The organism is Nocardioides sp. LS1, from assembly GCF_003865225.1.
Taxonomy (GTDB): Bacteria; Actinomycetota; Actinomycetes; order Propionibacteriales; family Nocardioidaceae; genus Nocardioides; species Nocardioides ginsengisegetis.
This window is the reverse complement of record NZ_BIFF01000002.1, coordinates 470,212-495,416: the sequence shown is the minus strand read 5'-3', so window position 1 is coordinate 495,416 and position 25,205 is coordinate 470,212. Positions and strand designations below refer to the sequence as shown.

Annotated in this window: 25 protein-coding genes; 17 read left to right on the top strand and 8 right to left on the bottom strand. The window is 73.0% G+C overall.

What is annotated here, in order from left to right; translation table 11 throughout:
* The first annotated feature begins 6 nt into the window (after positions 1-6).
* The 3 genes from EJF31_RS07205 to EJF31_RS07195 all read left to right on the top strand — a co-directional run bounded on the left by EJF31_RS07205 (position 7) and on the right by EJF31_RS07195 (position 2,569).
* Positions 7-729: a LamB/YcsF family protein gene (locus EJF31_RS07205; RefSeq protein ID WP_125036420.1), complete on the top strand. Its 723-nt coding sequence runs from the start codon at positions 7-9 to the stop codon at positions 727-729.
* Between the two features lie 389 nt (positions 730-1,118).
* The gene (locus EJF31_RS07200; protein WP_221767488.1) at positions 1,119-1,712 is read left to right on the top strand and encodes an allophanate hydrolase subunit 1; all 594 of its coding nucleotides are present in this window, start codon (positions 1,119-1,121) and stop codon (positions 1,710-1,712) included.
* On the top strand, positions 1,709-2,569 hold the full coding sequence (locus EJF31_RS07195; protein ID WP_221767487.1) for a biotin-dependent carboxyltransferase family protein: 861 nt from the start codon (positions 1,709-1,711) through the stop codon (positions 2,567-2,569). The genes EJF31_RS07200 and EJF31_RS07195 overlap by 4 nt, the downstream gene beginning before the upstream one ends.
* Here EJF31_RS07195 and EJF31_RS07190 read toward each other — a convergent pair.
* Entirely contained in the window at positions 2,544-3,869 is a 1,326-nt protein-coding gene (locus EJF31_RS07190) for a DNA polymerase IV (RefSeq protein ID WP_125036417.1), read from the bottom strand. The two genes, EJF31_RS07195 and EJF31_RS07190, sit on opposite strands and share 26 nt — an antisense overlap.
* A gap of 137 nt (positions 3,870-4,006) precedes the next feature.
* Between EJF31_RS07190 and EJF31_RS07185 the strand changes: the two genes are divergently transcribed.
* Positions 4,007-5,011 (top strand): DUF4192 domain-containing protein, encoded by a 1,005-nt coding sequence (locus EJF31_RS07185; protein ID WP_125036416.1) that lies wholly within the window; start codon positions 4,007-4,009, stop codon positions 5,009-5,011.
* A gap of 9 nt (positions 5,012-5,020) precedes the next feature.
* Entirely contained in the window at positions 5,021-6,484 is a 1,464-nt protein-coding gene (locus EJF31_RS07180; RefSeq protein WP_125036415.1) for a glutamate-cysteine ligase family protein, read from the top strand.
* A gap of 4 nt (positions 6,485-6,488) precedes the next feature.
* Here EJF31_RS07180 and EJF31_RS07175 read toward each other — a convergent pair whose 3' ends face one another.
* Entirely contained in the window at positions 6,489-6,950 is a 462-nt protein-coding gene (locus EJF31_RS07175; RefSeq protein ID WP_260430689.1) for a hypothetical protein, read from the bottom strand.
* A 125-nt stretch (positions 6,951-7,075) separates the two neighbouring features.
* Between EJF31_RS07175 and EJF31_RS07170 the strand changes: the two genes are divergently transcribed.
* The 8 genes from EJF31_RS07170 (at position 7,076) to egtD (ending at position 15,691) form a co-directional block, all read left to right on the top strand.
* Complete coding sequence (locus EJF31_RS07170) at positions 7,076-7,477, top strand: universal stress protein (RefSeq protein ID WP_125036414.1); 402 nt, start codon at positions 7,076-7,078, stop codon at positions 7,475-7,477.
* A 21-nt stretch (positions 7,478-7,498) separates the two neighbouring features.
* Positions 7,499-8,065, top strand: a complete 567-nt coding sequence (locus EJF31_RS07165; RefSeq protein WP_125037676.1) for an HhH-GPD-type base excision DNA repair protein — start codon at positions 7,499-7,501, stop codon at positions 8,063-8,065.
* A 165-nt stretch (positions 8,066-8,230) separates the two neighbouring features.
* On the top strand, positions 8,231-9,730 hold the full coding sequence (locus EJF31_RS07160) for an RNA polymerase sigma factor (RefSeq protein ID WP_260430687.1): 1,500 nt from the start codon (positions 8,231-8,233) through the stop codon (positions 9,728-9,730).
* Between the two features lie 134 nt (positions 9,731-9,864).
* A complete protein-coding gene (locus EJF31_RS07155) occupies positions 9,865-11,298 on the top strand; it encodes an FAD-binding oxidoreductase (RefSeq protein ID WP_185736171.1) in 1,434 nt (477 codons plus the stop codon).
* Positions 11,299-11,502: 204 nt separating this feature from the next.
* On the top strand, positions 11,503-12,765 hold the full coding sequence (gene egtA, locus EJF31_RS07150) for an ergothioneine biosynthesis glutamate--cysteine ligase EgtA (protein WP_125036413.1): 1,263 nt from the start codon (positions 11,503-11,505) through the stop codon (positions 12,763-12,765).
* Positions 12,758-14,035, top strand: a complete 1,278-nt coding sequence (gene egtB, locus EJF31_RS07145; protein WP_125036412.1) for an ergothioneine biosynthesis protein EgtB — start codon at positions 12,758-12,760, stop codon at positions 14,033-14,035. Before egtA ends, egtB begins: the two co-directional genes overlap by 8 nt.
* Positions 14,028-14,720 (top strand): ergothioneine biosynthesis protein EgtC, encoded by a 693-nt coding sequence (egtC, locus tag EJF31_RS07140; RefSeq protein ID WP_125036411.1) that lies wholly within the window; start codon positions 14,028-14,030, stop codon positions 14,718-14,720. Before egtB ends, egtC begins: the two co-directional genes overlap by 8 nt.
* On the top strand, positions 14,720-15,691 hold the full coding sequence (gene egtD / locus EJF31_RS07135; RefSeq protein ID WP_125036410.1) for an L-histidine N(alpha)-methyltransferase: 972 nt from the start codon (positions 14,720-14,722) through the stop codon (positions 15,689-15,691). The genes egtC and egtD overlap by 1 nt, the downstream gene beginning before the upstream one ends.
* Positions 15,692-15,704: 13 nt before the next feature.
* On the opposite strand, the gene EJF31_RS07130 is transcribed toward egtD, so the two are convergent.
* From EJF31_RS07130 to EJF31_RS07120, 3 genes are all read right to left on the bottom strand, one after another.
* Positions 15,705-16,538 carry an EamA family transporter gene (locus EJF31_RS07130; RefSeq protein ID WP_125036409.1) on the bottom strand — a complete coding sequence of 278 codons (834 nt, stop codon included), beginning with the start codon at positions 16,536-16,538 and terminating at the stop codon, positions 15,705-15,707.
* Positions 16,538-17,014, bottom strand: coding sequence for a DUF456 domain-containing protein (locus tag EJF31_RS07125; protein ID WP_125036408.1), 477 nt, complete (start codon positions 17,012-17,014; stop codon positions 16,538-16,540). Before EJF31_RS07125 ends, EJF31_RS07130 begins: the two co-directional genes overlap by 1 nt.
* A gap of 79 nt (positions 17,015-17,093) precedes the next feature.
* The gene (locus EJF31_RS07120; protein WP_125036407.1) at positions 17,094-17,327 is read right to left on the bottom strand and encodes a hypothetical protein; all 234 of its coding nucleotides are present in this window, start codon (positions 17,325-17,327) and stop codon (positions 17,094-17,096) included.
* Positions 17,328-17,697: 370 nt separating this feature from the next.
* Here EJF31_RS07120 and EJF31_RS07115 point away from each other — a divergent pair, with 370 nt between their 5' ends.
* Positions 17,698-19,779 carry a type IIA DNA topoisomerase subunit B gene (locus EJF31_RS07115; RefSeq protein ID WP_125036406.1) on the top strand — a complete coding sequence of 694 codons (2,082 nt, stop codon included), beginning with the start codon at positions 17,698-17,700 and terminating at the stop codon, positions 19,777-19,779.
* An 8-nt stretch (positions 19,780-19,787) separates the two neighbouring features.
* Here the strand turns inward: EJF31_RS07115 and EJF31_RS07110 are convergent, their stop codons facing one another.
* The gene (locus EJF31_RS07110) at positions 19,788-20,600 is read right to left on the bottom strand and encodes a hypothetical protein (protein ID WP_221767485.1); all 813 of its coding nucleotides are present in this window, start codon (positions 20,598-20,600) and stop codon (positions 19,788-19,790) included.
* Positions 20,601-20,668: 68 nt separating this feature from the next.
* Positions 20,669-21,544 carry a glycosyltransferase family 2 protein gene (locus EJF31_RS07105; protein ID WP_125036405.1) on the bottom strand — a complete coding sequence of 292 codons (876 nt, stop codon included), beginning with the start codon at positions 21,542-21,544 and terminating at the stop codon, positions 20,669-20,671.
* 95 nt (positions 21,545-21,639) lie between these two features.
* Here EJF31_RS07105 and EJF31_RS07100 point away from each other — a divergent pair, with 95 nt between their 5' ends.
* From EJF31_RS07100 to EJF31_RS07090, 3 genes are read left to right on the top strand one after another with little or no spacing between them, the layout of a single operon-like run.
* On the top strand, positions 21,640-22,338 hold the full coding sequence (locus EJF31_RS07100) for a glycosyltransferase family 2 protein (RefSeq protein WP_125036404.1): 699 nt from the start codon (positions 21,640-21,642) through the stop codon (positions 22,336-22,338).
* A 12-nt stretch (positions 22,339-22,350) separates the two neighbouring features.
* On the top strand, positions 22,351-22,734 hold the full coding sequence (locus EJF31_RS07095) for a DUF2304 domain-containing protein (protein WP_125036403.1): 384 nt from the start codon (positions 22,351-22,353) through the stop codon (positions 22,732-22,734).
* Positions 22,718-24,790, top strand: a complete 2,073-nt coding sequence (locus EJF31_RS07090; RefSeq protein WP_125036402.1) for a DUF6077 domain-containing protein — start codon at positions 22,718-22,720, stop codon at positions 24,788-24,790. Before EJF31_RS07095 ends, EJF31_RS07090 begins: the two co-directional genes overlap by 17 nt.
* Here EJF31_RS07090 and EJF31_RS07085 read toward each other — a convergent pair.
* Positions 24,707-25,201 (bottom strand): carbonic anhydrase, encoded by a 495-nt coding sequence (locus EJF31_RS07085; RefSeq protein ID WP_125036401.1) that lies wholly within the window; start codon positions 25,199-25,201, stop codon positions 24,707-24,709. The genes EJF31_RS07090 and EJF31_RS07085 overlap by 84 nt on opposite strands.
* Between the last annotated feature and the right edge of the window lie 4 nt (positions 25,202-25,205).

The following is a 25,205-nucleotide window of genomic DNA, read 5'->3' as shown; positions in this document are numbered from 1 at the left end:
CGGGGGGTGCACCGATCCTCCATCGACCTCAACGCCGACCTCGGCGAGGAGGTGACCGACGACGCGGCGCTGCTCGCGGTGGTGACCAGCGCGAACGTCGCCTGCGGCTACCACGCCGGCAACCCGGTGATCATGCGCCGGGTCTGTGAGGAGGCGGTGCGGCTGGGCGTGGCGGTGGGGGCGCAGGTCTCCTATGCCGACCGGGAGAGCTTCGGCCGGGTCGCCCGGGACGTGCCGTTCGACCGCCTCCGCGAGCAGGTGGCCGACCAGGTGGGGGTGCTGACCGCGATCGCGGTGTCCTGCGGGACCACCGTCGACTACGTCAAGCCGCACGGCGCGCTCTACCACCGGGTGGTGCGCGACCCGGAGCAGGCGGCCGCGGTGCTCGCCGGCTCCGGCACGCTGCCGGTGCTGGGGATGCCCGGCGGCCTGCTGCTCGACCAGGCTGCCGCGGCCGGGCGACGCGTGCTCCGCGAGGGCTTCCCCGACCGGGCCTACGGGGACGACGGGTTGCTGCTGCCACGCACCGAGCCGGGTGCGGTGCTCTCCGACGGGGAGGTGATCGCCGCCCGGGCCGTCGAGCTGGCGGGCTGGACCGAGCCGCGGCTGGACTCGCTGTGCGTGCACGGTGACAACCGCGGCGCGGTCGACCACGCCCGCGCCGTACGACGGGCGCTGGAGGCGGCTGGTCTGGTCCTGTCGGGGCTCGGGAATCCTCCACAGGACTGAGCCAATCCTGTGGAGGAACGGGCTCGACCTGTGGACTCGCAGGGCCGTTCTGTGGAGGGCGTTGTGGGACCGCAGGAATGTCGGGAAATGTTTCTCGAAAGCCTTGCGGGCCCACGCTGCGGGGCATAGAACTCTCCCTACCAGATCGACACCGGCCCAGCCGGGGACGAGCTGGGGATCGACCAGGAGCAAGGATCCAGACGGCGAGGCAACTCGCCGCGTCGGCCCGGTGACGGGGGCGGCGGGGTCGGAGCGAGAGGTCGGTGGACCGGGCGTCACCGTTTCCGGTCAAAGCCGAGGGGTTCGGTGATGCTCATACCATCGCCGAACCCCTCACCCCATTTTCCCACCCTCACGTACCTCGGGTCCACGCGGTGTTGACTGGTCCCGTGCTGACCAGGACCGCCGGGCCCCACGCCCTCCTCGTGGAGGTCGCCGACGCGGCCGAGGCGCTGTCGCTGGCCACGTGGGCGCGGGCACTCCCGGCCGACGCGGTCGAGGTGGTCCCCGCAGCCGCGACCGTGCTGTTCGACGGCGTGCCGGATCCCGCTCGCCTGGTCGACGCCCTGGCGGGGTGGTCGCCCACCGGGTCGATGCCCTCGGGACCGTCGGTCACCGTCCCGGTCCGCTACGACGGGCCCGACCTGACCTTCGTCGCCGAGCGGTGGGGGACCGACGAGGCCGGGGTCGTCGCCCGGCACACGTCCCTGGAGTTCGTGGCGGCCTTCTGCGGCTTCGCGCCCGGCTTCTCCTACCTCGCCGGCCTCCCGGTGGAGCTCGCCGTGCCGCGGCTGGAGACCCCGCGCCCGAGCGTGCCCGCCGGGTCGGTCGGCCTGGCCGGCTCCTGGTGCGGCGCCTACCCCACCGCCTCGCCCGGCGGCTGGCGGCTGCTCGGGACCACCGACGCGCCGCTGTGGGACCAGGACCGCGCATCGCCCGCGTTGCTGCCGCCGGGCACGCGGGTGCGGTTCGAGGCCGTGTGAACGCCGACTGGACGGTGCTGGCCGCCGGGACGCTCACCACGGTGCAGGACCGGGGGCGGCCGGGGCACGCCCACCTCGGCGTGCCGCGGGCGGGTGCCCTCGATGCGCCGGCCGCCGCGCTGGCCAATCGGCTCGTCGGCAACCGGGTCGGCGACGCGGTGCTCGAGGTGACGTTCGGTGGGTTGGTGGTGCGAGCCGGGTCGGGGCGCTGGGTCGCGGTGACCGGCGCCCCCGTCCCGGTCACGGTCGACGGCGAGGCCCGGTCCCACGGCGCCCCCGTGTGGGTCCCGGCCGGCGCCACGCTCGCCCTCGGCACCCCGTCCGCCGGCGTGCGGTCCTACGTGGCGGTGGGCGGGGGTGTCGCGGTCGAGCCCGTGCTGGGCTCGCGGTCCACCGACACGCTGGCCTGGGTCGGGCCGCCGCGGGTCACCGACGGCACGGTCCTGCCGGTGGGGGAGCCGACCGGCGACCCGCGCTCCCACGACACGCCGCGGCCGCCCCGGCCCGGCCGGCTGCGACTGCACGCGGGGCCGCGCGCGGACTGGTTCGCGCCGCGGGCCCTCGAGCGGCTCGCGGGAGCGACGTACACGGTCCGGACGGAGTCCAACCGGATCGGGCTGCGCCTCGACGGGCCCGCGCTCGAGCGGATCCGCGACGGCGAGCTGGCCAGCGAGGGGATGGTGCTGGGGGCGGTGCAGGTCCCGCCGGACGGGCAGCCCGTGGTGTTCCTCGCCGACCACCCGCCGACCGGGGGCTACCCGGTGGTCGCGGTCGTGGACGAGGCCGACCTGTGGCAGTGCGCGCAGCTGCGCCCCGGCGACGAGGTAGGGTTCAGCCTGCTTGCTCGTCCTCGGTGACGGGCGGCCGCCACGCGCTGAGCTGCGGGTCGTCCTCGGGGTAGGACCGGACCGGCCCGGCGGGGGACTCCGCGGTCTCGAAGCGCACGGTGACCACGCCGCGCCCGGCACCCCAGACCCACCCGCGGCCCATCTCGGCGTGCTCGACGTCCATGCCCGGCGCCCAGGTGCTGCGCCGGGTCGAGGGTGGCTCGACGACCTCGGGCGGCTCCTCGGCCTCGTCGGTCGTCTCTCCGAAGAGGTCCTCCTGGATCCAGTCGGCGAGGCCGGAGACGCCCACGCCGAGCAGTCGGACGCCGCCGGAGGTGTCGAGGTCGGTGAGCAGGCCGCGGGCCAGGCGCGCGATGGTCGCCGTCGAGTCGGTGGGGGAGTGCAGCGTGGAGGAGCGGCTCAGGGTCGTGAAGTCGTGGAGCCGCACCTTGATCGAGACGGTGCGTCCGGAGAGTCCGTGCTTGCGCAGCCGCTCGGCGACCTCGCCCGCCTGCCGTGTCAGCAGGCCCTCCATGAGCCGCCGGTCGGTCAGGTCGGTGTCGTAGGTGCCCTCGACGCTGACCGACTTGGCCTCGCGCTCGGGCACCACGGCCCGGTCGTCCTCGGCGCGCGCGAGGTGGAACAGGCCGGTGCCGTGGGCCTTGCCCACCAGGCGCACCAGCTCGTCGAGGCCGACCGCCTCGAGGTCGAGCACCGTGTGGATGCCGGCGCGACGCAGCCGCTCGGCGGTGGCCGGCCCGACGCCGGGGATCACCGTAACGTGCATGGGACGCAGCAGCTCGGCCTCGGTGCCGGGCGGCACCACGACCAGGCCGTCGGGCTTGTCGAGGTCGCTGGCGACCTTGGCGATGAACTTCGAGGTGCCCAGGCCGACCGAGGCGGTGAGTCCCCGCGTGGCCTCGCTGACCCGGCCGCGCAGCTCCTCGGCGAACGCGGTCACCGTCGGCACCTCGAGGTCGGGGAGCCCGGCCTGCTCGAGGTCGACGAACGCCTCGTCCAGCGACAGCGGCTCCACCAGGGGGGACACCGACCGGAGCAGCGACATCACCGCGGTGCTGGCCTCGCGGTAGGCGTGGAAGCGGCCGGTGAGGAAGGCGGCGTGCGGGCACCGCGACCGGGCCTCCCGGGTCGACATGGCCGAGCGGACGCCGTACTTGCGGGCCTCGTAGGACGCCGTGGCGACCACGCCGCGACCCCCGACACCGCCCACCACGACCGGCTTGCCCCGCAACGAGGGCTTGTCACGTTGCTCGACGGCCGCGAAGAAGGCGTCGAGGTCGAGGTGGAGGAGGGAGGCGTGCGCGCGCACGGGCGCAACGTACCGCGAGCCACCGACGGTCCCGCCCAGCGCCACGAGTCGTCCACAGGCCACGGCCGCGTACGCCGTGTGCACAGCCGTTGCCCGGCGGCCCCCGCAGGGTCGGCGGCGGTGGGGAGCCTCTGCCCATGACACGAGAGACCAGCCGCCATGCCCCCACGTTCGTCGCCCGCAGCCCCGAGGACCTCCTGGCCGTCGTGCCCGTGGTCCTCGGCTTCGCCCCGACCGACTCCGTCGTGATGCTCACCTTCGGCGGCGCCCGGCCCTTCCACGCCCGCGTCGACCTGCCCCACGACCCGGGCGACGTCGCGGAGGTCGTCGGGGCCCTCGTGGACCCGGCCGTGCGGCACCGCGTCGGGCGGGTCGTGCTCGTCCTCTACTCCGGCAGCGACCAGCCGGCGCGACGCGTCGCCAACGCGCTCGCGAGGTCGCTGGAGCGGTCCGGCATCGCCGTGGTCGACTGCCTGCGCACGGACGGCCAGCGGTGGTTCCCCCTGCTGGGGCGCCATCCCGGGGTGCCGGCCCACGGGGTCCGCTACGACGTGACCGGCCACCGCTTCGCGGCCGAGGCCGTGGTCGAGGGCTTCGTGACCCACGCCAGTCGCGACGACCTGGCGCGCTCGGTCGCCGCCGACCCCGCCCGGGTCGCCGCGGTGGAGGCGGCACTGGCGGGGGTGGACACCTCGTCCGGGAGCTGGCGGGACGCCGCACTGCGGATGATCCGGCTGGTCACCACCCACACGGGTCTCGGCACCGTCGCCACCGACGATGAGCTGGCTCAGCTTGTGGGCGACCTCCGCGTGGACGAGGTCCTCGAGATGGCTGTGGAGCTGCTCGAGCGCGAGACGGCTCGGGACGATGTGGCGTTCTGGACCGACGTGGTGCGCCGGACCCCTGCACCGGCGTTGGCCGGCCCGGCCGTGCTCCTCGCTTTCGCCGCATGGCTGGCCGGGCACGGAGCCCTTGCCTGGTGCGCGCTCGACCGGGTGGTCGAGGTCGATGCGGACAACGCTTGGGCCGGTCTGTTGGCCCGCCTGCTCGAGCAGGCGGTGCCACCCCAGGTCTGGGGCGACCTCGAGCCGCCCGGGACGGACACGGATTCACACGCTCACGAGAGCCCCGATGTCGCCTAGGGTGCGCGCATGGGCGAAGAAGTCGAAGCACAGGAGTTCTCCCGCGCCGACCGCACCCGGCACCGGGAGAAGGTCCGGCGCTGCCTCGACGTCTTCGCCCGGATGCTGCGCGAGGAGCGCTTCGACACCGACGACCCGATGACCGGGCTCGAGGTCGAGCTCAACCTCATCGACGAGCGCGGCGACCCGGCCCTCAAGAACGCCGAGGTCCTCGAGGCGATCGCCGACCCGGCGTTCCAGACCGAGCTCGGCCAGTTCAACATCGAGATCAACGGCGCCCCGGCCAAGCTCCGCGAGGGCGGGCTGACGACGTTCGAGGAGTCCCTGCGCCGCAGCCTCAACGACGCCGAGACCAAGTCCGCCGCGGTGGGCGCCCACATGGTCATGATCGGCATCCTGCCGACGCTGGCCGAGGGCCACATGTCCCTCGGCAGCCTGAGCGCCAACCCGCGCTACCGGCTGCTCAGCGAGCAGATCCTCAACGCCCGCGGCGAGGACATCACCATCTCGATCTCGGGCCCGGAGCGCCTCGAGACCACGGCTGACTCGATCGTCCCCGAGGCGGCCTGCACCAGCACGCAGTTCCACGTGCAGACCTCGCCGGACCAGTTCGCCGCCTACTGGAACGCCTCCCAGGCGATCGCCGCCGTCCAGCTCGCGGTGGGCTCCAACTCGCCCTACCTGCTCGGCAAGCAGCTGTGGCGCGAGACCCGGATCCCGTTGTTCGAGCAGGCCACCGACACCCGCAGCGAGGAGCTCAAGGCCCAAGGGGTCCGGCCCCGCGTGTGGTTCGGCGAGCGGTGGGTGACCTCGGTCTTCGACCTGTTCGAGGAGAACGTCCGCTACTTCCCCGCCCTGCTCCCGGTCACCGAGGAGGAGGAGCCGCTCGAGGTGCTCGAGTCCGGCGGCACCCCGACCCTGGCCGAGCTGCGCCTCCACAACGGCACGGTCTACCGATGGAACCGTCCGGTCTACGACATCGCCGCAGGGGTGCCGCACCTGCGCGTCGAGAACCGCCTCCTCGCCGCCGGCCCGACCGTGGCCGACACCATGGCCAACGCGGCCTTCTACTTCGGCCTGGTCCGCACGGTCGCCGAGAGCGAGCGGCCGCTGTGGTCGCAGATGTCGTTCAGCGCCGCCGAGGAGAACTTCCAGGTCGCCGCCCAGCAGGGCGTCGACGCCCAGATCTACTGGCCGGGGGTCGGCCAGGTCCGCGCGACCGAGCTGATCCTGCGCCGCCTCCTGCCGATGGCCCATGCCGGCCTCGACGAGTGGGGCGTCGAGCCCGAGGTCCGCGACCGGCTGCTGGGCATCGTCGAGCAGCGCTGCCTGACCGGCACCACCGGCGCCGACTGGTTCGTCCGGCGGATGGAGCAGCGGTCCGACATGGAGCGCTTCGACGCCCTGCGCGCCACGCTGCTGGACTACCGGGAGGCCATGCACAGCAACGAGCCGGTGCACACCTGGTCCTGACGGCTCACCGGCCGGCCGGACGGACCCGCTTCCAGACCCGGCCGACGCCGCTGCGCGGGTCCCGCCAGCCGCGCCGGGTCACCACCACCATGGTGAGCGGCCTCCCCGCCTCCGCGGTCGCCGCGCGCGCGGCAGCCAGCCACGCGGCGTCGGCGTCCTGGAGCTCCAGCCCCCCGGTGCGGGTCAGCCAGGCGACGGGGGAGTCGTCACCCGTCCGGGCACAGCGGCGCAGCATCGCGGCGACCACGTCGGTCCGCAGCGTGTGGTCCTGCGGCTCGTCGGGGCCGAAGGCGAAGACCGCCTGGGCGCCGCCCGGCTGGCCGACGTGCAGCAGGGCAGGGTGCACGCGCCGTGGCTCGGAGCGCGCGTGGTCGACCACCGCGAGGCGCAACAGGGCCCGGAGCGCGGGCTCGACCGGCGCCGCGATCCCTTCGCCGCGCTCGTCGGTCCCGCCCGTCCCGTCCATCCGGCCAGCGTGCCGCACGGCGCCGGATCGTGGGCGCGCCTCTCCACAGGCTCCCCCTCAGGGTCGGAGTTCGGTAGGTTGCCCGCACGGGCCGCAAGGCCGGCACAGCATCGGGAGGAGCGACGATGACCGTCGTGGTGGGCTACGTGGCCAAGCCGGAGGGCGAGGCAGCACTGGTCAAGGCGATCGAGGAAGCCAAGCTGCGCGGCACCAAGCTGGTGGTGGTCAACTCCCACCGAGGTGGCCAGGAGTTCGACGCCGACGCCGCCAAGCAGGCCGAGACCGAGATGGACGCCGTGCGGGCCCGCCTCGACGAGGCCGGGGTGCCCTACGACCTGCGCCAGCTCGTGCGCGGCTTCGAGCCCGCTGAGGACCTGATCAGCATCGCCGAGGCCAACGGTGCCCAGCTGATCGTCATCGGGCTCCGACGCCGATCGCCGGTCGGCAAGCTGATCCTCGGCAGCAACGCCCAGCGCATCCTGCTCGACGCGCACTGCCCCGTCCTCGCGGTGAAGGCCGGCGACTAGCCTCGGCCCATGCCTTCCGACATGGCCATCCACATCACCGGTGACGACCACGCCGACCAGGTCCTCACCGACGATCCGTTCGCGCTGCTCGTCGGCATGATGCTCGACCAGCAGTACCCCATGGAGCACGCCTTCCGCGGCCCCGCCAAGGTGCTCGACCGCTTCGGCACCCTCGAGCCGGCACGGATCGCCCAGGCCGACCCCGAGGAGTTCAAGGCGCTCTGCTCCACGCCGCCGGCGATCCACCGGTTCCCGGGCTCGATGGCCGCCCGGCTCCAGGAGCTCGCGGGCCTCGTCGAGGAGAAGTACGACGGCGACACCGCGCGGCTGTGGTCGGAGGCGACCAGCGGCAAGGACCTGCTCAAGCGGGTCATGGAGCTGCCCGGCTTCGGCAAGCAGAAGGCCCAGATCTTCGTGGCCCTGCTGGCCAAGCAGCTCGGCGTGCGCCCCGAGGGCTGGGAGGCCGTGGTGGGCGACTACGCGCTGGAGGGACACCGCTCGGTCGCCGACGTGGTGGACCCGGCCTCGCTGCAGAAGGTGCGGGACTTCAAGAAGGAGAAGAAGGCCGCCGCGAAGGCCCAGGCCTGACCTCGTGCCCCGCCGCTGGACGTGGATGACGCGGCGCACATCCGGGGGAATGCCCGGACCTCAGGTGCGCCGTGGCAGAATGAACCCCGCGGCTCTTGACGATAGCGGGCCTTGCCGCGCCCCCATGTGGCCCGCGACCTGGTTTTGACTGTCAGTTGACGAGAGGTGTTCGTGTCCTCGAACGCGCGCAAGATGCTCCTGCCTGCCGAGGTGCTCACGCACCCTGCCGTCGTGGCCCTGATCGATCGAGGGACCCCCACCGGCAGCCTGACCCCGGAGGAGGTGCGTCAGGCCAGTGAGGACGCCCGCATCGAGCCCAAGCACCTGAAGGGCCTGCTGGGTCACCTCAGCTCGCTGGGCATCTCCGTGCACGTGACCGCGTCCAGCACGCGTGCCGTCGCGGCCACCTCGGCCCGCAAGACGACCACGGCCAAGACCGCCGCCAAGAAGGCGCCGGCCAAGAAGACCGCGGCGGCCACCACGGCGTCCGCGACCACGGCCGCGCCGGCCAAGAAGGCCGCGGCGAAGAAGACCACGACCCGCAAGGCGACCGTGGTCGACGCCGAGACCGTCGAGGTCGAGGTCCCCGTCCTCGGTCCCGACGGCAAGAAGATCCTCCCCGACGTCCCCGACGAGCAGTTCGAGAAGGACGTCGCGACCGACCCGACGATCAAGGAGGACGAGAAGGAAGGCTCCTTCGTCGTCTCCGACGCCGACGACACCGGCGAGCCCGAGCAGCAGGTCATGGTCGCCGGCGCGACCGCCGACCCGGTCAAGGACTACCTCAAGCAGATCGGCAAGGTCCCGCTGCTCAACGCCGAGATGGAGGTCGAGCTCGCCAAGCGGATCGAGGCCGGCCTGTTCTCGGAGGAGAAGCTCAACAAGGGCGGCAAGATCACCCCGAAGGTCCACGAGGAGCTCGAGTGGATCGCCGAGGACGGCCGTCGCGCCAAGAACCACCTCCTCGAGGCCAACCTGCGCCTCGTCGTCTCGCTGGCCAAGCGCTACACCGGCCGCGGCATGCTCTTCCTGGACCTGATCCAGGAGGGCAACCTCGGTCTGATCCGCGCGGTCGAGAAGTTCGACTACACCAAGGGCTACAAGTTCTCGACCTACGCCACGTGGTGGATCCGTCAGGCCATCACCCGCGCCATGGCCGACCAGGCCCGCACCATCCGCATCCCGGTGCACATGGTCGAGGTCATCAACAAGCTTGCGCGCGTCCAGCGCCAGATGCTCCAGGACCTGGGCCGCGAGCCCACCCCGGAGGAGCTGGCCAAGGAGCTCGACATGACCCCCGAGAAGGTCATCGAGGTCCAGAAGTACGGCCGCGAGCCCATCTCGCTGCACACCCCGCTGGGTGAGGACGGCGACTCCGAGTTCGGTGACCTGATCGAGGACTCCGAGGCGATCGTCCCGGCCGACGCCGTGTCGTTCACGCTGCTCCAGGAGCAGCTGCACGCCGTCCTCGACACGCTCTCCGAGCGCGAGGCGGGTGTGGTCAGCATGCGCTTCGGCCTCACCGACGGCCAGCCCAAGACCCTCGACGAGATCGGCAAGGTCTACGGCGTGACCCGCGAGCGGATCCGCCAGATCGAGTCCAAGACGATGTCGAAGCTGCGGCACCCGTCGCGCTCGCAGGTCCTGCGCGACTACCTCGACTGATCGACGCGCCCTACCTGCTGAACAGGCTCGGCACGTGCCCAATAGTGGGGATTCTTCGCCTCGGCGTGCGGCCTAGGTTCGGAAGTTGGTGAACCACCGACAACCGGGCGAAGGGCAGTGCAATGACAGTCTCCATGGCGACCCTCTCGGGACCCCAGACGCAGATCAGTGACGCGAGCCTCGACGAGCTCAGGATGATCGTGCGCGGCGACGTGCTGACCCGGGAGGATCCCGGGTACGCCGCGGTGCGGCCTGCCTACAACGCGATGCATCCGGGACTTCCCTCGCTGGTGGTCCGGCCGACCGGAGCCGCCGACGTGGTCGTCGCGGTCAACTTCGCCCGGGCCAACGGGCTGGTCGTCGCCGTCCGCGGCGGTGGGCACTCGGTGGCCGGACTCTCGAGCGTGGACGGCGGCCTGCTCATCGACCTCGCGCGGATGAACGGCGTCGTCGTCGACCCGGAGGCCCGGACGGTGCGTGTCCAGGGCGGGGCGCTGATCGGCGACATGGACCACGAGACCCAGGCGTTCGGGCTCGTCGCCCCGTCGGGCATCGTCTCGGACACCGGCGTCGCCGGGCTGACCCTCGGTGGTGGGGAGGGCTGGCTGCGGCGCAAGCACGGGCTCGCCATCGACAACCTGCTCTCGGCGCAGGTGGTCTGTGCCGACGGCGAGCTGCGGACCGCCTCCGCGGACACGAACCCCGACCTGTTCTGGGCGCTGCGTGGCGGTGGCGGCAACTTCGGTGTCGTCACCTCGTTCACCTTCCGGTGCCACCCCGTGGGCCCGATCGTGGCCTTCGCCGGCGTGTTCCACCCGGTCGAGGACGCCGAGAACGTCTACCGGAAGTTCCGTGAGTGGGCCGCGACGGTGCCCGAGGAGATCTCGGCGATGATCGGCTGCACCACGCTCCCGGCCAGCGAGAACACGCCGCCGGAGATCCACAACAGGCCGTTCATCGTGACCGGTGCGCTCTACTCCGGTGACTCCCTGGAGGGCCAGAAGATCATCCAGCCCCTGCGCGAGATCGGCACGCCCCTCGCGGACATCTCGGGCCCCCTCCCGTTCGCCGGCGTCCAGGCGGCCTTCGACGAGTTCTTCCGGCGCGGGACCCTGCGCAGCTACTGGAAGTCGACGTTCGTGGAGGAGCTGACCGACCCGATCCTCGACATCATCATGGACAAGGCGCGCAGCCGCCCGAGCGACCGCGTCTTCGTGATCGCCTTCCAGATGGGTGGCGCCATCAACCGCGTGGATGCGGGGGAGACGGCCTACAGCGAGCGGTCGGCCAACTGGATGATCTCGATCGACGGCAACTGGGCCGACGCAGCGGACGACGACCGGGTCATCTCCTGGGTCCGCGAGGCCTGGGCCGAGGTGCACGCGCACGGCACGGGCACCCAGTACCTCAACTTCACCGGCGTCGAGGGCGAGGGGGTGACGGCGGGCGTGGAGAGCGCGTTCGGCCAGAACCTCGCCCGGCTGGCAGAGATCAAGGCGAAGTACGACCCCCAGAACCTCTTCCGCCTCAACAACAACATCGTCCCCACGGCGGGAGCCGGTATCTAGGGCCCGCCGGAAGGAGCTCCGGGCAGGCAACGCCCCGTCGAAGGTTCGCTGAACAGCCCGCTCGGGTGGTTGGGATTGTCGGTGCCATGCGGTAGGCATGGGAGAGCACGACAACTTTCAACGAGGACGGTCCCGGCGGGGCCGCCCCCGCACCGACCCGCGGCTGCCCGCAAGGGTGGCCGGTCCGGACCTGGAGGGGGCGGAATGACCGCTCAGAGCATCACCAGCACGATCCCCGACGACCCGCTCGACAGCGTCCTCGACGGCGTCGACGACGCCCACGCGCGCATCGCCGCCGGCGCCCTGCGGCCCGACACCGCCCACCGGGTCGGTCTCGAGCTGGAGTTCCACCTCGTCGACCTCGCCGAGCCCGCACGGCGTCCCTCCTGGCCCGCGGTCCAGGCCCTGCTCGCCGGGCTCCGCCCGATGCCCTCGGGCAGCTCGGTGACGCTCGAGCCCGGCGCCCAGATCGAGCTGTCGACGCCCCCGCGGGCGGACGTGGCGGCCGCCGTCGAGGCGCTGGCCGCCGACCGGGAGGCGCTGCGCACCGCCCTGACCGAGGCCGGCTTCGGGGCCGCACCCCTCGGCGCCGACCCGGCGCGACCCGTGCGGCGGGTCAACCCGCACCCCCGCTACGAGGCGATGGAGCGACACTTCTCGGCGATCGGCTGCGCCGGCCCGGGCCTGGAGATGATGACCGCCACGGCCGCCCTCCAGGTCAACGTCGACGCCGGTCCCGTGGCCGGTTGGCCCGCCCGGATGGCGCTGATCCGCTCGCTGGTCCCGGTGCTGGTGGCGACCTCGGCGAGCTCGTCGTACCTCGCCGGACGTTCCTCCGGGTGGCACTCCATGCGCCAGGAGACCTGGTACGGCATCGACCACGGCCGCACCGACCCGATCACCGCGGGCGCGCCGCCGGAGCGGTGGGCCGACTACGCGCTGGCCGCCCCGGTGATGCTGGTCCGCGACGGGGCGGCCCTGGCTCCGATCACGCGTCGCGTCTCTTTCGGTGAGTGGGTCGCCGACCCCGCGGCGATCGGGCGGCCCGTCACGGCTGCCGACCTCGACTACCACCTCACGACCCTGTTCCCGCCGGTCCGGCCCCGCGGCTACGTCGAGATCCGCTGCCTGGACGCCCTGCCCGACCGGTGGTGGCCGGCCCTGGCCGCCCTGACGGTCACGCTCCTCGACGATCCCGCGGCCGCCGACGCCGCCGCCGAGCTCTGCGAGCCGGTCGCCGGATCGCTCGACGAGGCGGCCCGCAGCGGACTGGCCGACCCCGCGCTGCGCGCGGCCGCCGCGGCCTGCGCCGGGATCGCCGTCGCCCACTGCCCGCCCGCCCTGAAGGACGACGTCGAGCGGCTCGCCGAGCTCCTGGTTGCCGGGCAGACACCCGGCGACGAGCTCCGGCACGTCGCCGACACCCGCGGACCTCTGCACCTGCTCGAGGAGGAAGCCCGTGCGTGAGCCCGTCGCCCGCGGGCTCGAGGGCGCCCGCGCCCGCACCCTGGGCCTGACCGACTTCGACGACGGCGAGCTCACCGCCCAGCACAGCGTGCTGATGAGCCCGCTCGTCTGGGACCTCGCCCACATCGGCCAGCAGGAGGACCTCTGGCTGCTCCGCGGCGGCAACGCCGCGGCCCAGGGGCTGCTGTCGGCCCGGGTCGAGAAGCTGTACGACGCCTTCGAGCACCCCCGCGCCAGCCGGGTGACCCTGCCGCTGCTCACCCCCCGGGAGGCCCGGAGCTACCTCACCGACGTCCGGGGTCGCGTCCTCGACGGGCTCGAGCGGGCCGACGAGGAGCGGCTGTTCCCCTACGTCATGGTCGAGCAGCACGAGCAGCAGCACGTCGAGACGATGCTGGCCACCCACCAGCTGCGCGACGGCGAGCCCCTCCTCGGCGCGGGCGCAGCCCTGCCGCCGGGGCGACCGGTGCCGTCCGACAGCGTGCTCGTCCCCGCCGGCCCGTTCACGCTGGGCGTCGACGGCGACCGGGAGCCGTGGTCGCTCGACAACGAGCGTCCGGCCCACACGGTCGACCTGCCGGCCTTCCGGATCGCCCGGGTTCCGGTCACCAACGCCGAGTGGCAACGGTTCATCGACGCCGGCGGCTACGACGAGCCGCGGTGGTGGTCCGCACGCGGGTGGGAGCACCGGGTCGCCGCGGGCCTCGAGCGTCCGCTCTTCTGGGCTGCCGACGGCTCGCGCCGCCGCTTCGGGATCGTCGAGGAGCCGCCGGCCGACGAGCCCGTCCAGCACGTCTGCTTCTTCGAGGCCGAGGCCTACGCGGCCTGGGCTGGTGCCCGGCTGCCCACCGAGCAGGAGTGGGAGAAGGCCTGTGCCTGGGACCCGGTCGCGGGCCGGCGCCGGCGGTGGCCGTGGGGCGACTCGGAGTGGACGCCCGCCCTGGCCAACCTCGGCGGCGACGCGCTCCGTCCGGCACCCGTCGGCGCCTACGGGGGCGGCGCCTCGGCCTACGGCGTGGAGCAGATGGTCGGCGACGTCTGGGAGTGGACCTCGTCCGGCTTCGAGCCGTGGCCGGGCTTCGCCCCGATGCTCTACTCCGCCTACAGCGAGCCCTTCTTCGGCGGCGACTACCGCGTCCTGAGGGGAGGCTCGTGGGCCGTCGCCGGAGCCTCGATCCGGCCGTCCTTCCGCAACTGGGACCACCCGGTCCGACGGCAGATCTTCTCCGGGGTGCGGCTCGCGTGGGACGTGGAGGCGCCGCATGTGTAGGCACCTGGCCTGGCTGGGTGCCCCGCGCACCGTGTCCTCGCTGGTCCTCGAGCGCCCTCACGGGTTGCTCCAGCAGTCCTGGGCGCCGCGTCGCCAGCGGCGCGGCCTCCTCAACGCCGACGGCTGGGGTGTCGGCCTCTACGCCGAGGGCCGTCCGGAGCCCGTCCGCTGGCGGTCCTCGCGGCCGCTGTGGAGCGACGCGTCGTTCGCCTCGGTCGCGCCGGTGCTGGGCTCGGGGGCCGTGCTCGCCGCCGTGCGGTCCGCCACGGTGGGGATGCCGCCCGACGAGACGGCCGCCGCGCCCTTCACCGACGGCCGCTGGCTGCTCTCGCACAACGGCCGCGTGGACCGCTCGGTGCTGCCGGCCCGCAACGACGCCGAGTCGGTGTGCGACTCGGCGATCCTGGCGGCCCACGTCTTCGCCCAGGGGCCCGAGCGCGTGGGGGACACCGTGCGCGCCGTCGCGGCCCTCGATCCCGGCGCGTTCCTCAACCTGCTGCTCACCGACGGTCGGCAGGTCCTCGCCGTGACCTGGGGCGACCCCCTCAGCTACCTCGTCGAGCCCGACGGGGTCGTCGTGGCCAGCGAGCCCTGGGACGACGACCCGCGCTGGGTCGACGTGCCCGACCACCACCTGTTGAGCGTGACCCCGTCGGGGGTCGCCATGACTGCACTGGAGCCCTGATGTCCGTCTCCGACTTCGACGTCCACCTCGACCCCGGCGGTCTCGCCGACCAGATGGCCCGCGACGTCCGGGCCGGCCTCGGCTCGACCCCCAAGACCCTGCCGCCGAAGTACTTCTACGACGCCCGCGGCAGCGAGCTCTTCGACGAGATCACCCGCCTCCCGGAGTACTACCCGACCCGCACCGAGCGACTGATCCTCGACGAGCGGGTCGCCGAGATCGCCGCGGCGACCGGAGCCGAGACACTCATCGAGCTCGGCAGCGGCACGTCGGAGAAGACCCGCCTGCTGCTCCGGGCGCTCTCCGACGCCGGCACCCTGCGCCGCTTCGTGCCCTTCGACGTCGACCCGGCGGTCCTCAAGGACGCCAGCGCCGCCGTTGCGGAGGAGTTCCCCGGCGTCGTGGTCTCACCCGTCGTCGGCGACTTCGAGCGCCACCTCGGCCAGCTGCCCCGCGGTGGCCGCCGGATGCTGGCCTTCCTCGGCTCGACGATCGGCAACCTCGACCCCGGCCAGCGCGCCCGCTTCCTCGCGGACGTGCGCGGCACGCTCGCCGCGGGGGACTCGTTCCTGCTCGGCACCGACCTGGTCAAGGCACCGGACCGGCTCGTCGCGGCGTACGACGACGCCGCCGGCGTCACCGCCGCCTTCAACAAGAACGTCCTCGCCGTGCTCGACCGCGACCTCGGCGCCGACCTCGACCCCGACGCGTTCGAGCACGTCGCGGTCTGGGACGCCGAGCAGGAGTGGATCGAGATGCGGCTCCGCTCGCTGCGTGACCAGACGGTCCGGATCGCGGCCCTCGACCTCGAGGTGTCCTTCGCGGAGGGCGAGGAGGTGCGCACCGAGATCTCGGCGAAGTTCCGCCGCGAACGGGTCGCCGAGGAGCTTGAGGCGGCCGGCCTGCGGCTCACCCACTGGTGGACCGACCCGGCCGGCGACTTCGCCCTGTCGCTGTCCGAGCCCGCGTGAGCGCCCGGCGGGCTCAGCCCGCCGCGACCATCGCCACCGCGACCGCGCACAGGCCCAGGCCGACGGCCTGGGCGCGATGGACGTGCTCGCGCAGGACGGTGGCGGCCAGCAGCACGGTGAAGGCGGGATAGAGCGAGGCGATCACCGCCGTCACCGAGAGGTAGCCGTGGTGGGTGGCGACGAGGAACGCCCCCATCGCGAGGCCCCCGAGCGCACCGCTGACCAGGCCGGTGAGCGCCAGGGGCTCCCGCGGCAGCCACGGGGTACGCAGAAGGGAAGCGATCGCCACGACCGTGAGCGCGGCGACGAGCTGGTTGAGGGCGAGCGGCAGGAATCCGGCCCGCTCGGGGACCTGGGCGAGCGCGGCGAAGAGCGTGCCGAAGCCGAGGCCGGCCAGGACGCCGTCGGCCAGCCCTGCGCCCATCCCGGCGCCCAGCCCGTCGACCGGCTCCCGGGACACCAGCCAGATCCCCGGCAGCGCGAGCGCGATCCCGATCCACACGAGCACCGCGGGGCGCTCGCCGCCGAGCAGGCCGGCCAGCACCGGCAGGAGGGCGGCGCCGACGCCGGACACCGGGGCGACCACGCCCATCCGGCCCGAGGCGAGGCCGCGGTAGAGGAACGCGGTGCCGAACCCGTTGCCCAGCCCGGCCACCACGCACCAGGCGAGGTCGGTGCGGGTGGGGGATCCGGAGGTCACGAAGGTCAGCGTCAGCACGAGCAGCCCACCGCCGAACTGGGAGAGCAGCGCCACGGCCCAGGGGCTGACCCGCTGGGAGAAGAACCCGCCCACGAAGTCGGACAGCCCGTAGGCGACCGCCGCGAGCAGGGCGAGCGCGATCGCCATCAGGTGACCACGACCCCGATGATCCAGACCCACGTGGCGGCGAGGGCCGCGACGAGCTCGATGAGGATCGAGAGGCCGACGACGCGGAGCGCGGCCTTGGTCGAGGGCCAGGCCCGATCCTGGCCGACCCGGCCGACCTCGGCGAGGTAGACGCCCAGGACGAAGCCGAGGAACAGGCCCACCACGGGCACGACGAAGAACCCGACGAAACCGAGCGCTGCCCCCATCCACTGGGTCGAGGCGGGGATGCCGGACGCCTTGAGCCGGCGGCCGGGGACGACGTACTTCACCACGGTGCCGCCCACGAGCAGGACCGCCGCGAGGCCGGCGACGGTCCAGGCGGTGGCCGTGCCGAGGGAGACCGCCCACGCCAGGATCCCCAGCAGCACCAGCACCGAGCCGGGCAGCACCGGGACGATGATCCCGACGAGCCCGACGGCGATCACCAGGGCGACGAGGACTTCGGTGCCGGTCACGAGCGAGAGCCTCTCACGGGGACGACGAAGGCCCCGGACCGTGGTCCGGGGCCTTCGTGGGTGTCTAGGGAGTGGGTGTTCAGTGCTCGGCGTCAGGCGCCGCCGCGGGAGTGTCAACCAGCTTGTGGGTCTCGTCGACGACGTTGGCCGCGATCTCGCGGAGCTTGTCGCCGTGCTCACGAGCGTGGTGGGCGCAGAACAGGAGTTCTCCGCCGGTCTGGAGCTCCACGCGAAGGTAGGCCTGGGCTCCGCAACGGTCGCAGCGGTCCGCAGCGGTGAGCGCGGCGGAGCTGGGGGCAACTGCAGTGGTCACATCGGCCTCATTTCTTGATCGGTGTCTGGTCAACGTAACCGCCGGGTGGTTGATTCCCGTCGGGCTGTGTCACCGGACACGTCATCTCATCATGGTCTGTCTTCCCCGCCGTCATGGGTTTCAAGCTTCGAAATCCACTTCTGTGATGAAGACGCCTAGCCCTTGCAAGTGTGACGCGAGTGCGACCTGGCTGGTTGCGGTTCGAAAAACCCGAGCCCATCGTGTCCACATCGTGACAAGTCCACCTGCGTCCAACGCTAGACCTGTGCCCGGCCCACCCCCGGCAGGCGAGCCTTCTACGAGCTCCGGCGTGTCGCAGGTAGATTCGTAGCCGTTCACCCGGCCGGATTTCCCGACCCGCCGGACCCCGTTGCGCTGCAGGAGCCCCACGATCGACAACACGTACAACGCCGCCCATCTCCTGGTCCTCGAAGGCCTCGAGGCGGTTCGCAAGCGTCCCGGCATGTACATCGGCTCCACCGACACGCGCGGTCTCATGCACTGCCTGTGGGAGATCATCGACAACGGCGTGGACGAGGCCCTCGCGGGCGCGGCCCACCGCGTCGAGGTCACCCTGCACGCCGACGGCTCGGCCGAGGTCCACGACGACGGACGCGGCATCCCGACCGACAAGGAGCCCAAGACGGGTCTCCCCGGTGTCGAGGTCGTGGCGACCAAGCTGCACGCCGGCGGCAAGTTCGGCGGCGGCTCCTACGTGGCCACCGGAGGCCTGCACGGCGTCGGCCTCTCCGTGGTCAACGCCCTCTCCTCGCGCATGGACATCGACGTCGACCGCTCGCCGTCCCAGCAGGGCCTGTCCTTCCGCCGCGGCACCCCCGGCGTCTTCGACGGCGACGCCCCCGACGCGCCGTTCGAGCCCCGCTCCGGGCTGACCCGCAAGGGCGGCCGGGTCGCCAAGGGCAGGAGCGGCACCCGCATCCGCTTCTGGCCGGACCGCCAGATCTTCACCAAGGACGCCCGCTTCGAGTTCGAGGGGCTGCTGGGCCGGGCCCGCCAGACGTCGTTCATCGTCCCCGGCCTCGAGCTGGTGATCCGTGACCTGCGCGGCGACCAGCTGGTCGAGGAGAAGTTCCGCCACGACGGCGGCATCGCGGAGTTCGCGGAGTTCCTGGCCAAGGACGAGGCCGTCACCGACATCCTTCGCCTGCAGGGCACCGACACCTTCACCGAGACGGTGCCGCTGCTCGACGACAAAGGCCACATGACCCCGCAGGAGGTCGAGCGCGAGCTGGGCGTGGACGTGGCCGTCCGGTGGGGCACCGGCTACGACACCGAGCTGCGGTCCTTCGTCAACGTGATCGCCACCCCCAAGGGCGGCACCCACGTCAGCGGCTTCGAGCAGGCCATCACCAAGACGTTCAACGACGTGATGCGCTCCACCAAGGCGCTCAAGGTCAACGACCCCGACGTCATCAAGGACGACGTGCTCGAGGGCATGACCGCGGTCGTGACCGTGCGGCTCGCCGAGCCGCAGTTCGAGGGCCAGACCAAGGAGATCCTGGGCACCCCGGCGGTCCGCACCGCCGTGCGCAAGGTCGTCTCCGCCGAGCTCAAGGCGTTCCTGACCTCGAGCAAGCGGCTGGAGAAGGCCCAGGCCAAGCTGGTCATGGAGAAGGTCGTCGGAGCGTCCAAGACGCGCATCGCGGCCCGCCAGCACAAGGAGACCCAGCGCCGGAAGAACGCCCTGGAGTCCTCGGCGCTGCCCTCCAAGCTCGCCGACTGCCGGGCGTCCGACAACGACCGCACCGAGCTGTTCATCGTCGAGGGTGACTCCGCGCTCGGCACGGCCAAGCTGGCCCGCGACTCGGAGTTCCAGGCGCTCCTGCCGATCCGGGGCAAGATCCTGAACGTCCAGAAGGCCTCGGTCGGCGACATGCTCAAGAACACCGAGTGCGCCTCGATCATCCAGGTCGTCGGCGCGGGCTCGGGCCGCACGTTCGACCTCGAGGCCCGGCGCTACGGCCGGATCATCTTCATGGCCGACGCCGACTCCGACGGCGCGCACATCCGGTGCCTCCTGGCCACGCTGTTCTTCAAGTACATGCCCGACCTGATCACCGAGGGCCGCGTCTACACGGCGGTGCCGCCGCTGCACCGGATCGAGCTGTCCAACCCCAAGAAGGGGATGGACAAGTACGTCTACACCTACTCCGACGCCGACCTGCAGCGGAAGCTCGCCGAGCTGAAGAAGAAGAACGTCCGGTGGAAGGATCCCGTCCAGCGCTACAAGGGTCTCGGTGAGATGGACGCCGACCAGCTCGCGGAGACCACCATGGACCCGCGGCACCGCACGCTGCGCCGGATCACGGTCGACGACGCCGAGGTCGCGGCCAGCGTGTTCGAGCTGCTGATGGGCTCCGAGGTCGCCCCGCGCAAGGAGTTCATCGTGCAGGGGGCCTACGAGGTGGACGTCGAGGCCCTCGACGCCTGACCTCCGCGTCAGGCGTCGACCGGGATCGGCTCCTGGATGTCGTGGCCCGAGCGGTGCGCCCAGGTCACCAGCGCGGCGATCGCCACGCACAGGATCGCGGTGAGGCGCAGGTCGCCGAAGCCCAGGCCGTTGCCGATCGCGTGGTCCTTGCCGATCCAGTCGGCGAACGACGCGCCCAGCGGACGGGTCAGGACGTAGGCGGCCCAGAAGGCCAGCGTCGCGTTGACGCCGAGACGCCAGGCGGCGAGCGGCACGAGGATCGCGGCCAGGAACAGGAAGCCCGACGGCAGGAAGCCCAGGTGCATGGTCAGGCCGGTCAGGTCGCCGACCGCGGTGCCGAGCGCGAACGTCGCCAGGACCGTGGCCCAGTAGAAGCGCTCGCGGCGGCGGGTGTCGACGTGGTGGATCGACAGGGTGCCCTCGGAGCGGTGCCACCACGTGAAGAGCACGGCCACGGCGGCGGCGTAGAACGCCGAGGTCACGTAGTAGGACAGCCCGGTGGCCACGTGCAGGATGTCGGCCATGATCGTGCCGAAGACCGCGACCATCGAGACGCAGAACCAGTACGTCGGGGCGTGGTAGCGATCGCCGCGCAGCTGCAGCCACAGGGCGAGGACGAAGCCGCCGACGCCGACGATGCCGCCGAGCACCAGGCTGGTCTCGCCGAGGCCATCGGAGGCCGCCTCGCCCATGCCGGTGGTGAGGATCTTGATCACCCAGAAGAGCGCCGTGATCGCGGGCACCTTCGCCGCCAGCGGCTCGCGCGGGCCGCGGGTGCGGTCGGGGGTCGGGGTCTGGAGGTCGGTGAGGGATGCAGTCACCGGGCCGACGGTAGGAGCGCGGGTCTGTCAGCCACCTGACAGCGACGCCCTTTCTGGCATGACCTGCATCACGCGAGGGTGTGCCGGGCGAGGGTCCTGGCGGTGGTCCAGTCGCCGGCGCGGGCGGCCCGCGGCAGCAGGCTCGCGGCGTGCAGGCGGGAGGTGAGGTGCACGCGGGCCGCCCGGGCCGCATGCCCCCAACCCTGGGTGCGGAACGCGACCGCCTCGGCGGCGAAGAACGCGCGCTCCTCGACGAAGCGGCGGCCGTCGAGGGCGGCGTCGGAGCTGACCGACGCGGCGTGGCGGCGGTAGGCGAACGTCACGGCTGGGTCGAAGGCCAGGCCGCCCCCCTCGCGCGCGACGTCCAGCAGCAGCGCCAGGTCGAGGACCACCTCCAGCCCGGGCCGGAACCCGATCCGGCGTACGGCCTCGGTCCGCCAGCCCAGCGCGGGGAAGTAGGTCCAGTTGCCCCGCAGCAGTCCGGCCGCGAGCGCCTCGCCGGCGAGCAGCGACACGTGCCGCGGCCCCAGCCTCGCCTTGACGCGGTCGGCGAGCGGGCGGACCGAGCGACCCTCCGCGTCGATCGCCCGGACGCCGGGCTGCGCCACGACCGCCTCCGGGTGGGCCTCGAGCAGCCGGACCAGCCCCGAGAGGTGGCCGGGCAGCATCACGTCGTCCTGCCCCATCACCACGAGGTACGGCGCCTCCGCGAGCTCGAGGCAGCGGCGGAAGTTGCCGTTGACGCCCAGGTTCTGGGTGTTGCGCACGACCTCGACCCGGTCGTCGGCCAGGGTGGCGGCCCAGTCGCGGGTCGTCGGGTCGGGGTCCGCGTCGTCGACGAGCACCAGGCGCAGGTCGGCGTGGTCCTGGGCCAGGGCGCTGAGCACGGCCTCGCGCACGAGGGCGGGGGAGCCGTAGGTGGGCAGGAGCACGTCGACACGCACGATCCGCAGCCTAGGGCGGGTCACTGAGAGGACTCTCAGTGACACCCTCGCGTCCTCTCAGGCTGGCTGCAGGAACGGGTGTCTAACTTGTTGACGTGTCAGATGGTCGCAACCGGCGTGACGTCTGGGTGGTCGTGCCGGTCCACAACGAGGCCCCGGTCCTGCCCGGGGTCCTCGCCGAGCTGCTCGCGGTGTTCCCGCACGTCGTCTGCGTGGACGACGGCAGCACCGACGGCTCCGGCGAGGTGGTCCGACGCTCGGGCGCCCACCTGGTCACCCACCCGCTCAACCTGGGCCAGGGTGCGGCGCTGCAGACCGGCCTCGAGTACGCCCGGAGCATGCCGGGCGCCGGCATCCTGGTGACGTTCGACGCCGACGGCCAGCACGCCGTCCACGACGCGGCGGCGATGGTCGAGCGGCTCCGCACCGAACCGCTCGACGTGGTCCTCGGCACCCGCTTCGGCGGCGAGCGCCCGGCCGGGATGCCGCTGCTGCGGGCGGCGGTGCTGCGCGCCGCGGTGCGGCTCAGCCCGCGGCTGCGTCGCCTCGGCCTCACCGACACCCACAACGGGCTGCGGGCGTTCACCGTCGACGTGGCCAGGCGGCTCGATCTGCGCGCGAGCCGGATGGGGCACGCGTCCGAGCTGGTCGCCCAGCTCGACGAGCAGGGGTGGCGGATCGGCGAGCAGCCGGTGCAGATCGCCTACACGGAGTACTCCCGCGCCAAGGGGCAGCACCTGCTCAACGGCGTGAACATCATCGTCGAGGGCATGGCCCGTGGCCGGAGGGCGTGAGGCACCGTGCTGATGATCCAGTTCTGCCTCGCCGTCGGAGCGCTGCTGCTGACCGCCTACTTCTTCACCCGCCGGCGCAGCGCCGAGACGTCGGCCCTGGTCACGCTGGCCTTCTGCGCCTTCGTGCTGCTCTCGATCTACGCTATGCTCGCGCCGCGGCACGTCACCGCCCTCGCGCACCTGCTCGACGTGGGCCGGGGCACCGACCTGCTCATCTACGGCCTGGTCTGCGCCTTCGCCCTGAGCACCATCGCGGTCTACTTCCGCTTCCAGGACCTCCAGCACGAGCTTGTCCTGGTGGCGCGCGCGTCCGCGATCGACCGGGCGCACCGCGAGAACGCGCACCTCTCCGTGGGCCCGGTCCCGCAGGACGCGCCGGGTGACGAGCCCGCCTGACCCGGGCGACCGCGCCGGTGCGGCGCTGGACGCGCTGCTCGACGCCGTCGTCGCGGCCTTCGCGGGGTGGACGCTGTGGTACGAGTTCGCCCTCGCCGCCCGCCTCGACCTCTGGGGGCCCTCGCTGGTCTGGCTCGTCGTCACGGCGGTCGCCGTCCCGGCGTACGTCGTCCGCGCGGCGCTGCGCCCGGGCCTGCCCGCCGTGCCGGAGGACGCCACGCCCCGCTGGGGGCGCGGCCCGCGCCTGGCCTGGTTCGCTGCCGCGGGACTGCTCGCGGCCACCCTCGTCCTCCATCTGGGCCTTCACCTCGGTGGCCTGCTGCCGGTGGTCGTGGCGATGGTGCTCGTGCTCGCAGCCTCGGTGGTGGCCTCGAGCGGCCCGGCCACGCCACCCGGCCCTGACGCCGAGGGCGTGCCCGCCGTCGGGCTCCCGTCCCACCTCGTTGCGGTGACCGCCTCGGCCGGTCTCGCTGTGCTCGCCTCGGCCCTGGTCAAGGGGGACGCCGACGACGTCTTCTACGTCAACCGGTCGACCTGGATCGCCGAGCACGGCGTCGCCGCCCTGCGGGACACGATGTTCGGGGCGGAACGGTTCCCGTCGACGTACGGCGGTGGCCTCCCGCTGTCGTCGGTCGAGGGCCTGGTCGGCGGCCTGGCCCACGACCTGCACGCGCAGGTCGGGACGGTGACCTACCTCGCCGCGGTCCCGCTCCTCGCGTTCCTGGCCGGGCTCGCGACCTGGCGGCTGGTCCGGGCCTGGGCGCCGCGGCGGCCGCTGCTGGTGTTCCTGGTGGCCGAGGCGTTCCTGCTGCTCAGCGGGGCGAGCGTCCAGGGCGGCTACTTCATCACCCGGATCTGGCAGGGCAAGGTGATCGCCTCGTGCGTGCTGGTGCCGCTGATCTGGGCGGCGGTGGCCCGCGTGCACCGCCACGCCGGTCGCGGTGACCTCGCGATGCTGGGGGCGCTCGGTGTCGCCTTCGTCGGGCTCAGCTCGACCGCCCCGATCCAGGTGCCGATGATCGCCGGGCCGGTGCTGCTCGCTGCCGCGTTGCTGCGTCGCCGCTCGCTGGCGCTCGGCGCCGTCGCCCTGCTCGCGGCGCCCATCACCAGCGGCCTCGTGCAGCTCCTGGACCGGGGGAGCGGCCAGGTGGCCCCCGAAGGGGCCGGGGTCGCCTATGCGTGGCGGCTCGCGTTCGGGACCGAGCCGGCCATGGTGGCGCTGGCCCTCGTCGCGATCGTCCTCGGGTCGCTGCTGGCGCGCGGCGGTCGCGCCCTGCCGGTGGTCTGCGCGGGCCTGGCGGCGCTGGCCACCCTCCTCCCCGGCGTGTTCGGGCTCTTCGACGCGCTCACCGGCGCCGGCCCGGTCGCGTGGCGGCTGCTGATCGAGCTGCCCCTGGGAGTCCTGGTGGGCCTGCTGGTGGCCGCGCCGGCGTACGGGGCCCGGCGGCTGCCGCGCCCGGTCGTCCCCGCGACCGTGCTGGTCGTGCTCGCGGTCGTGATGACGAGCCAGGGCCTCGGCGTGTGGGACCGCGGGGCCGGCGCCCACGCCGCGTGGCCGCCGGCCTGGAAGGTGGACGCGACCGCGCTCGGGGAGGTGCGGGCGCTCGTGCGCGACCCGGTGCTCACCGCCGAGCCCGGCCCGTGGCTGCTGCCCGAGCACGACATGGGCGTGCTGGCGCAGGTCACGACGCGCCGCTTCGCGGTGGTCCCGCGGGAGTTCTACCTCGACGGGCTGCGCGGCCCCGGTGCGTACGTCGCGGCGCGACGGACGCTGTACGCCGTGGAGGCCCGGCGGCCGCTGCCGACCGTGACGGCCGCCCGCCGCGCACTGGACCTGCTGGGCGTGGCGGTCGCCTGCGTGAAGCCGGCCGACACCGTCCGGGCGCGGCTGCTCGCGGCCGCGACGGGGACGCCGAGCCGCGAGGTGGCCGGACTGGCCTGCCACTTGCTGCCGGTCAGGCGGACCGACGGCTCAGAACTTCGGGTCGAGCAGGCCCGTGTCGACGTCGTAGACGAACCCACCGACCAGCACGCTGTCGGGGATCAGCGGGTGTGAGCGCACCCGGCGCACGTCCTCCTGGAGGGACGCGAGCTGGTCCTCCACGACGTGGAAGTGCTGCCACGAGGCGTCCTGCCCGGCCGACGCGCCGACCCGCTCGCGCAGCTCGGCCTCGGTGTTGGAGGCCATCGCGCACCGGGTGTGGGGGACCACGAGGATCCGCTCGACGCCCAGGAGGTGCACACCCAGCACGAGGGCCTCGAGCGCGGCCTCGGTGACGCGGCCACCCGGGTTGCGGAAGATCTTGGCGTCGCCCGGCTTGAGCCCGAGCATGTTGAGGGGGTCGATGCGCGAGTCCATGCAGGTCACGAGCGCGACACCGGCGTGCGCCACGCCGTCGAAGCCGCCGAGCGCGAAGTCGGCGGCGAAGGAGCGGTTGGCCTGGAGGAGGTCGTCGAAGTCGTTCACGGGG

Excerpts from the sequence above, each read along its gene's own strand:
- EJF31_RS07165 (WP_125037676.1), top strand. The coding sequence starts at position 7,499 with ATGGCCATCCACATCACCGGTGACGACCACGCCGACCAGGTCCTCACC.
- EJF31_RS07095 (WP_125036403.1), top strand. The coding sequence starts at position 22,351 with ATGATCCAGTTCTGCCTCGCCGTCGGAGCGCTGCTGCTGACCGCCTAC.
- EJF31_RS07175 (WP_260430689.1), bottom strand. The coding sequence starts at position 6,950 with ATGGACGGGACGGGCGGGACCGACGAGCGCGGCGAAGGGATCGCGGCG.
- egtC (WP_125036411.1), top strand. The coding sequence starts at position 14,028 with ATGTGTAGGCACCTGGCCTGGCTGGGTGCCCCGCGCACCGTGTCCTCG.
- EJF31_RS07170 (WP_125036414.1), top strand. The coding sequence starts at position 7,076 with ATGACCGTCGTGGTGGGCTACGTGGCCAAGCCGGAGGGCGAGGCAGCA.
- egtA (WP_125036413.1), top strand. The coding sequence starts at position 11,503 with ATGACCGCTCAGAGCATCACCAGCACGATCCCCGACGACCCGCTCGAC.
- egtD (WP_125036410.1), top strand. The coding sequence starts at position 14,720 with ATGTCCGTCTCCGACTTCGACGTCCACCTCGACCCCGGCGGTCTCGCC.
- EJF31_RS07185 (WP_125036416.1), top strand. The coding sequence starts at position 4,007 with ATGACACGAGAGACCAGCCGCCATGCCCCCACGTTCGTCGCCCGCAGC.
- EJF31_RS07130 (WP_125036409.1), bottom strand. The coding sequence starts at position 16,538 with ATGGCGATCGCGCTCGCCCTGCTCGCGGCGGTCGCCTACGGGCTGTCC.
- EJF31_RS07155 (WP_185736171.1), top strand. The coding sequence starts at position 9,865 with ATGGCGACCCTCTCGGGACCCCAGACGCAGATCAGTGACGCGAGCCTC.
- EJF31_RS07180 (WP_125036415.1), top strand. The coding sequence starts at position 5,021 with ATGGGCGAAGAAGTCGAAGCACAGGAGTTCTCCCGCGCCGACCGCACC.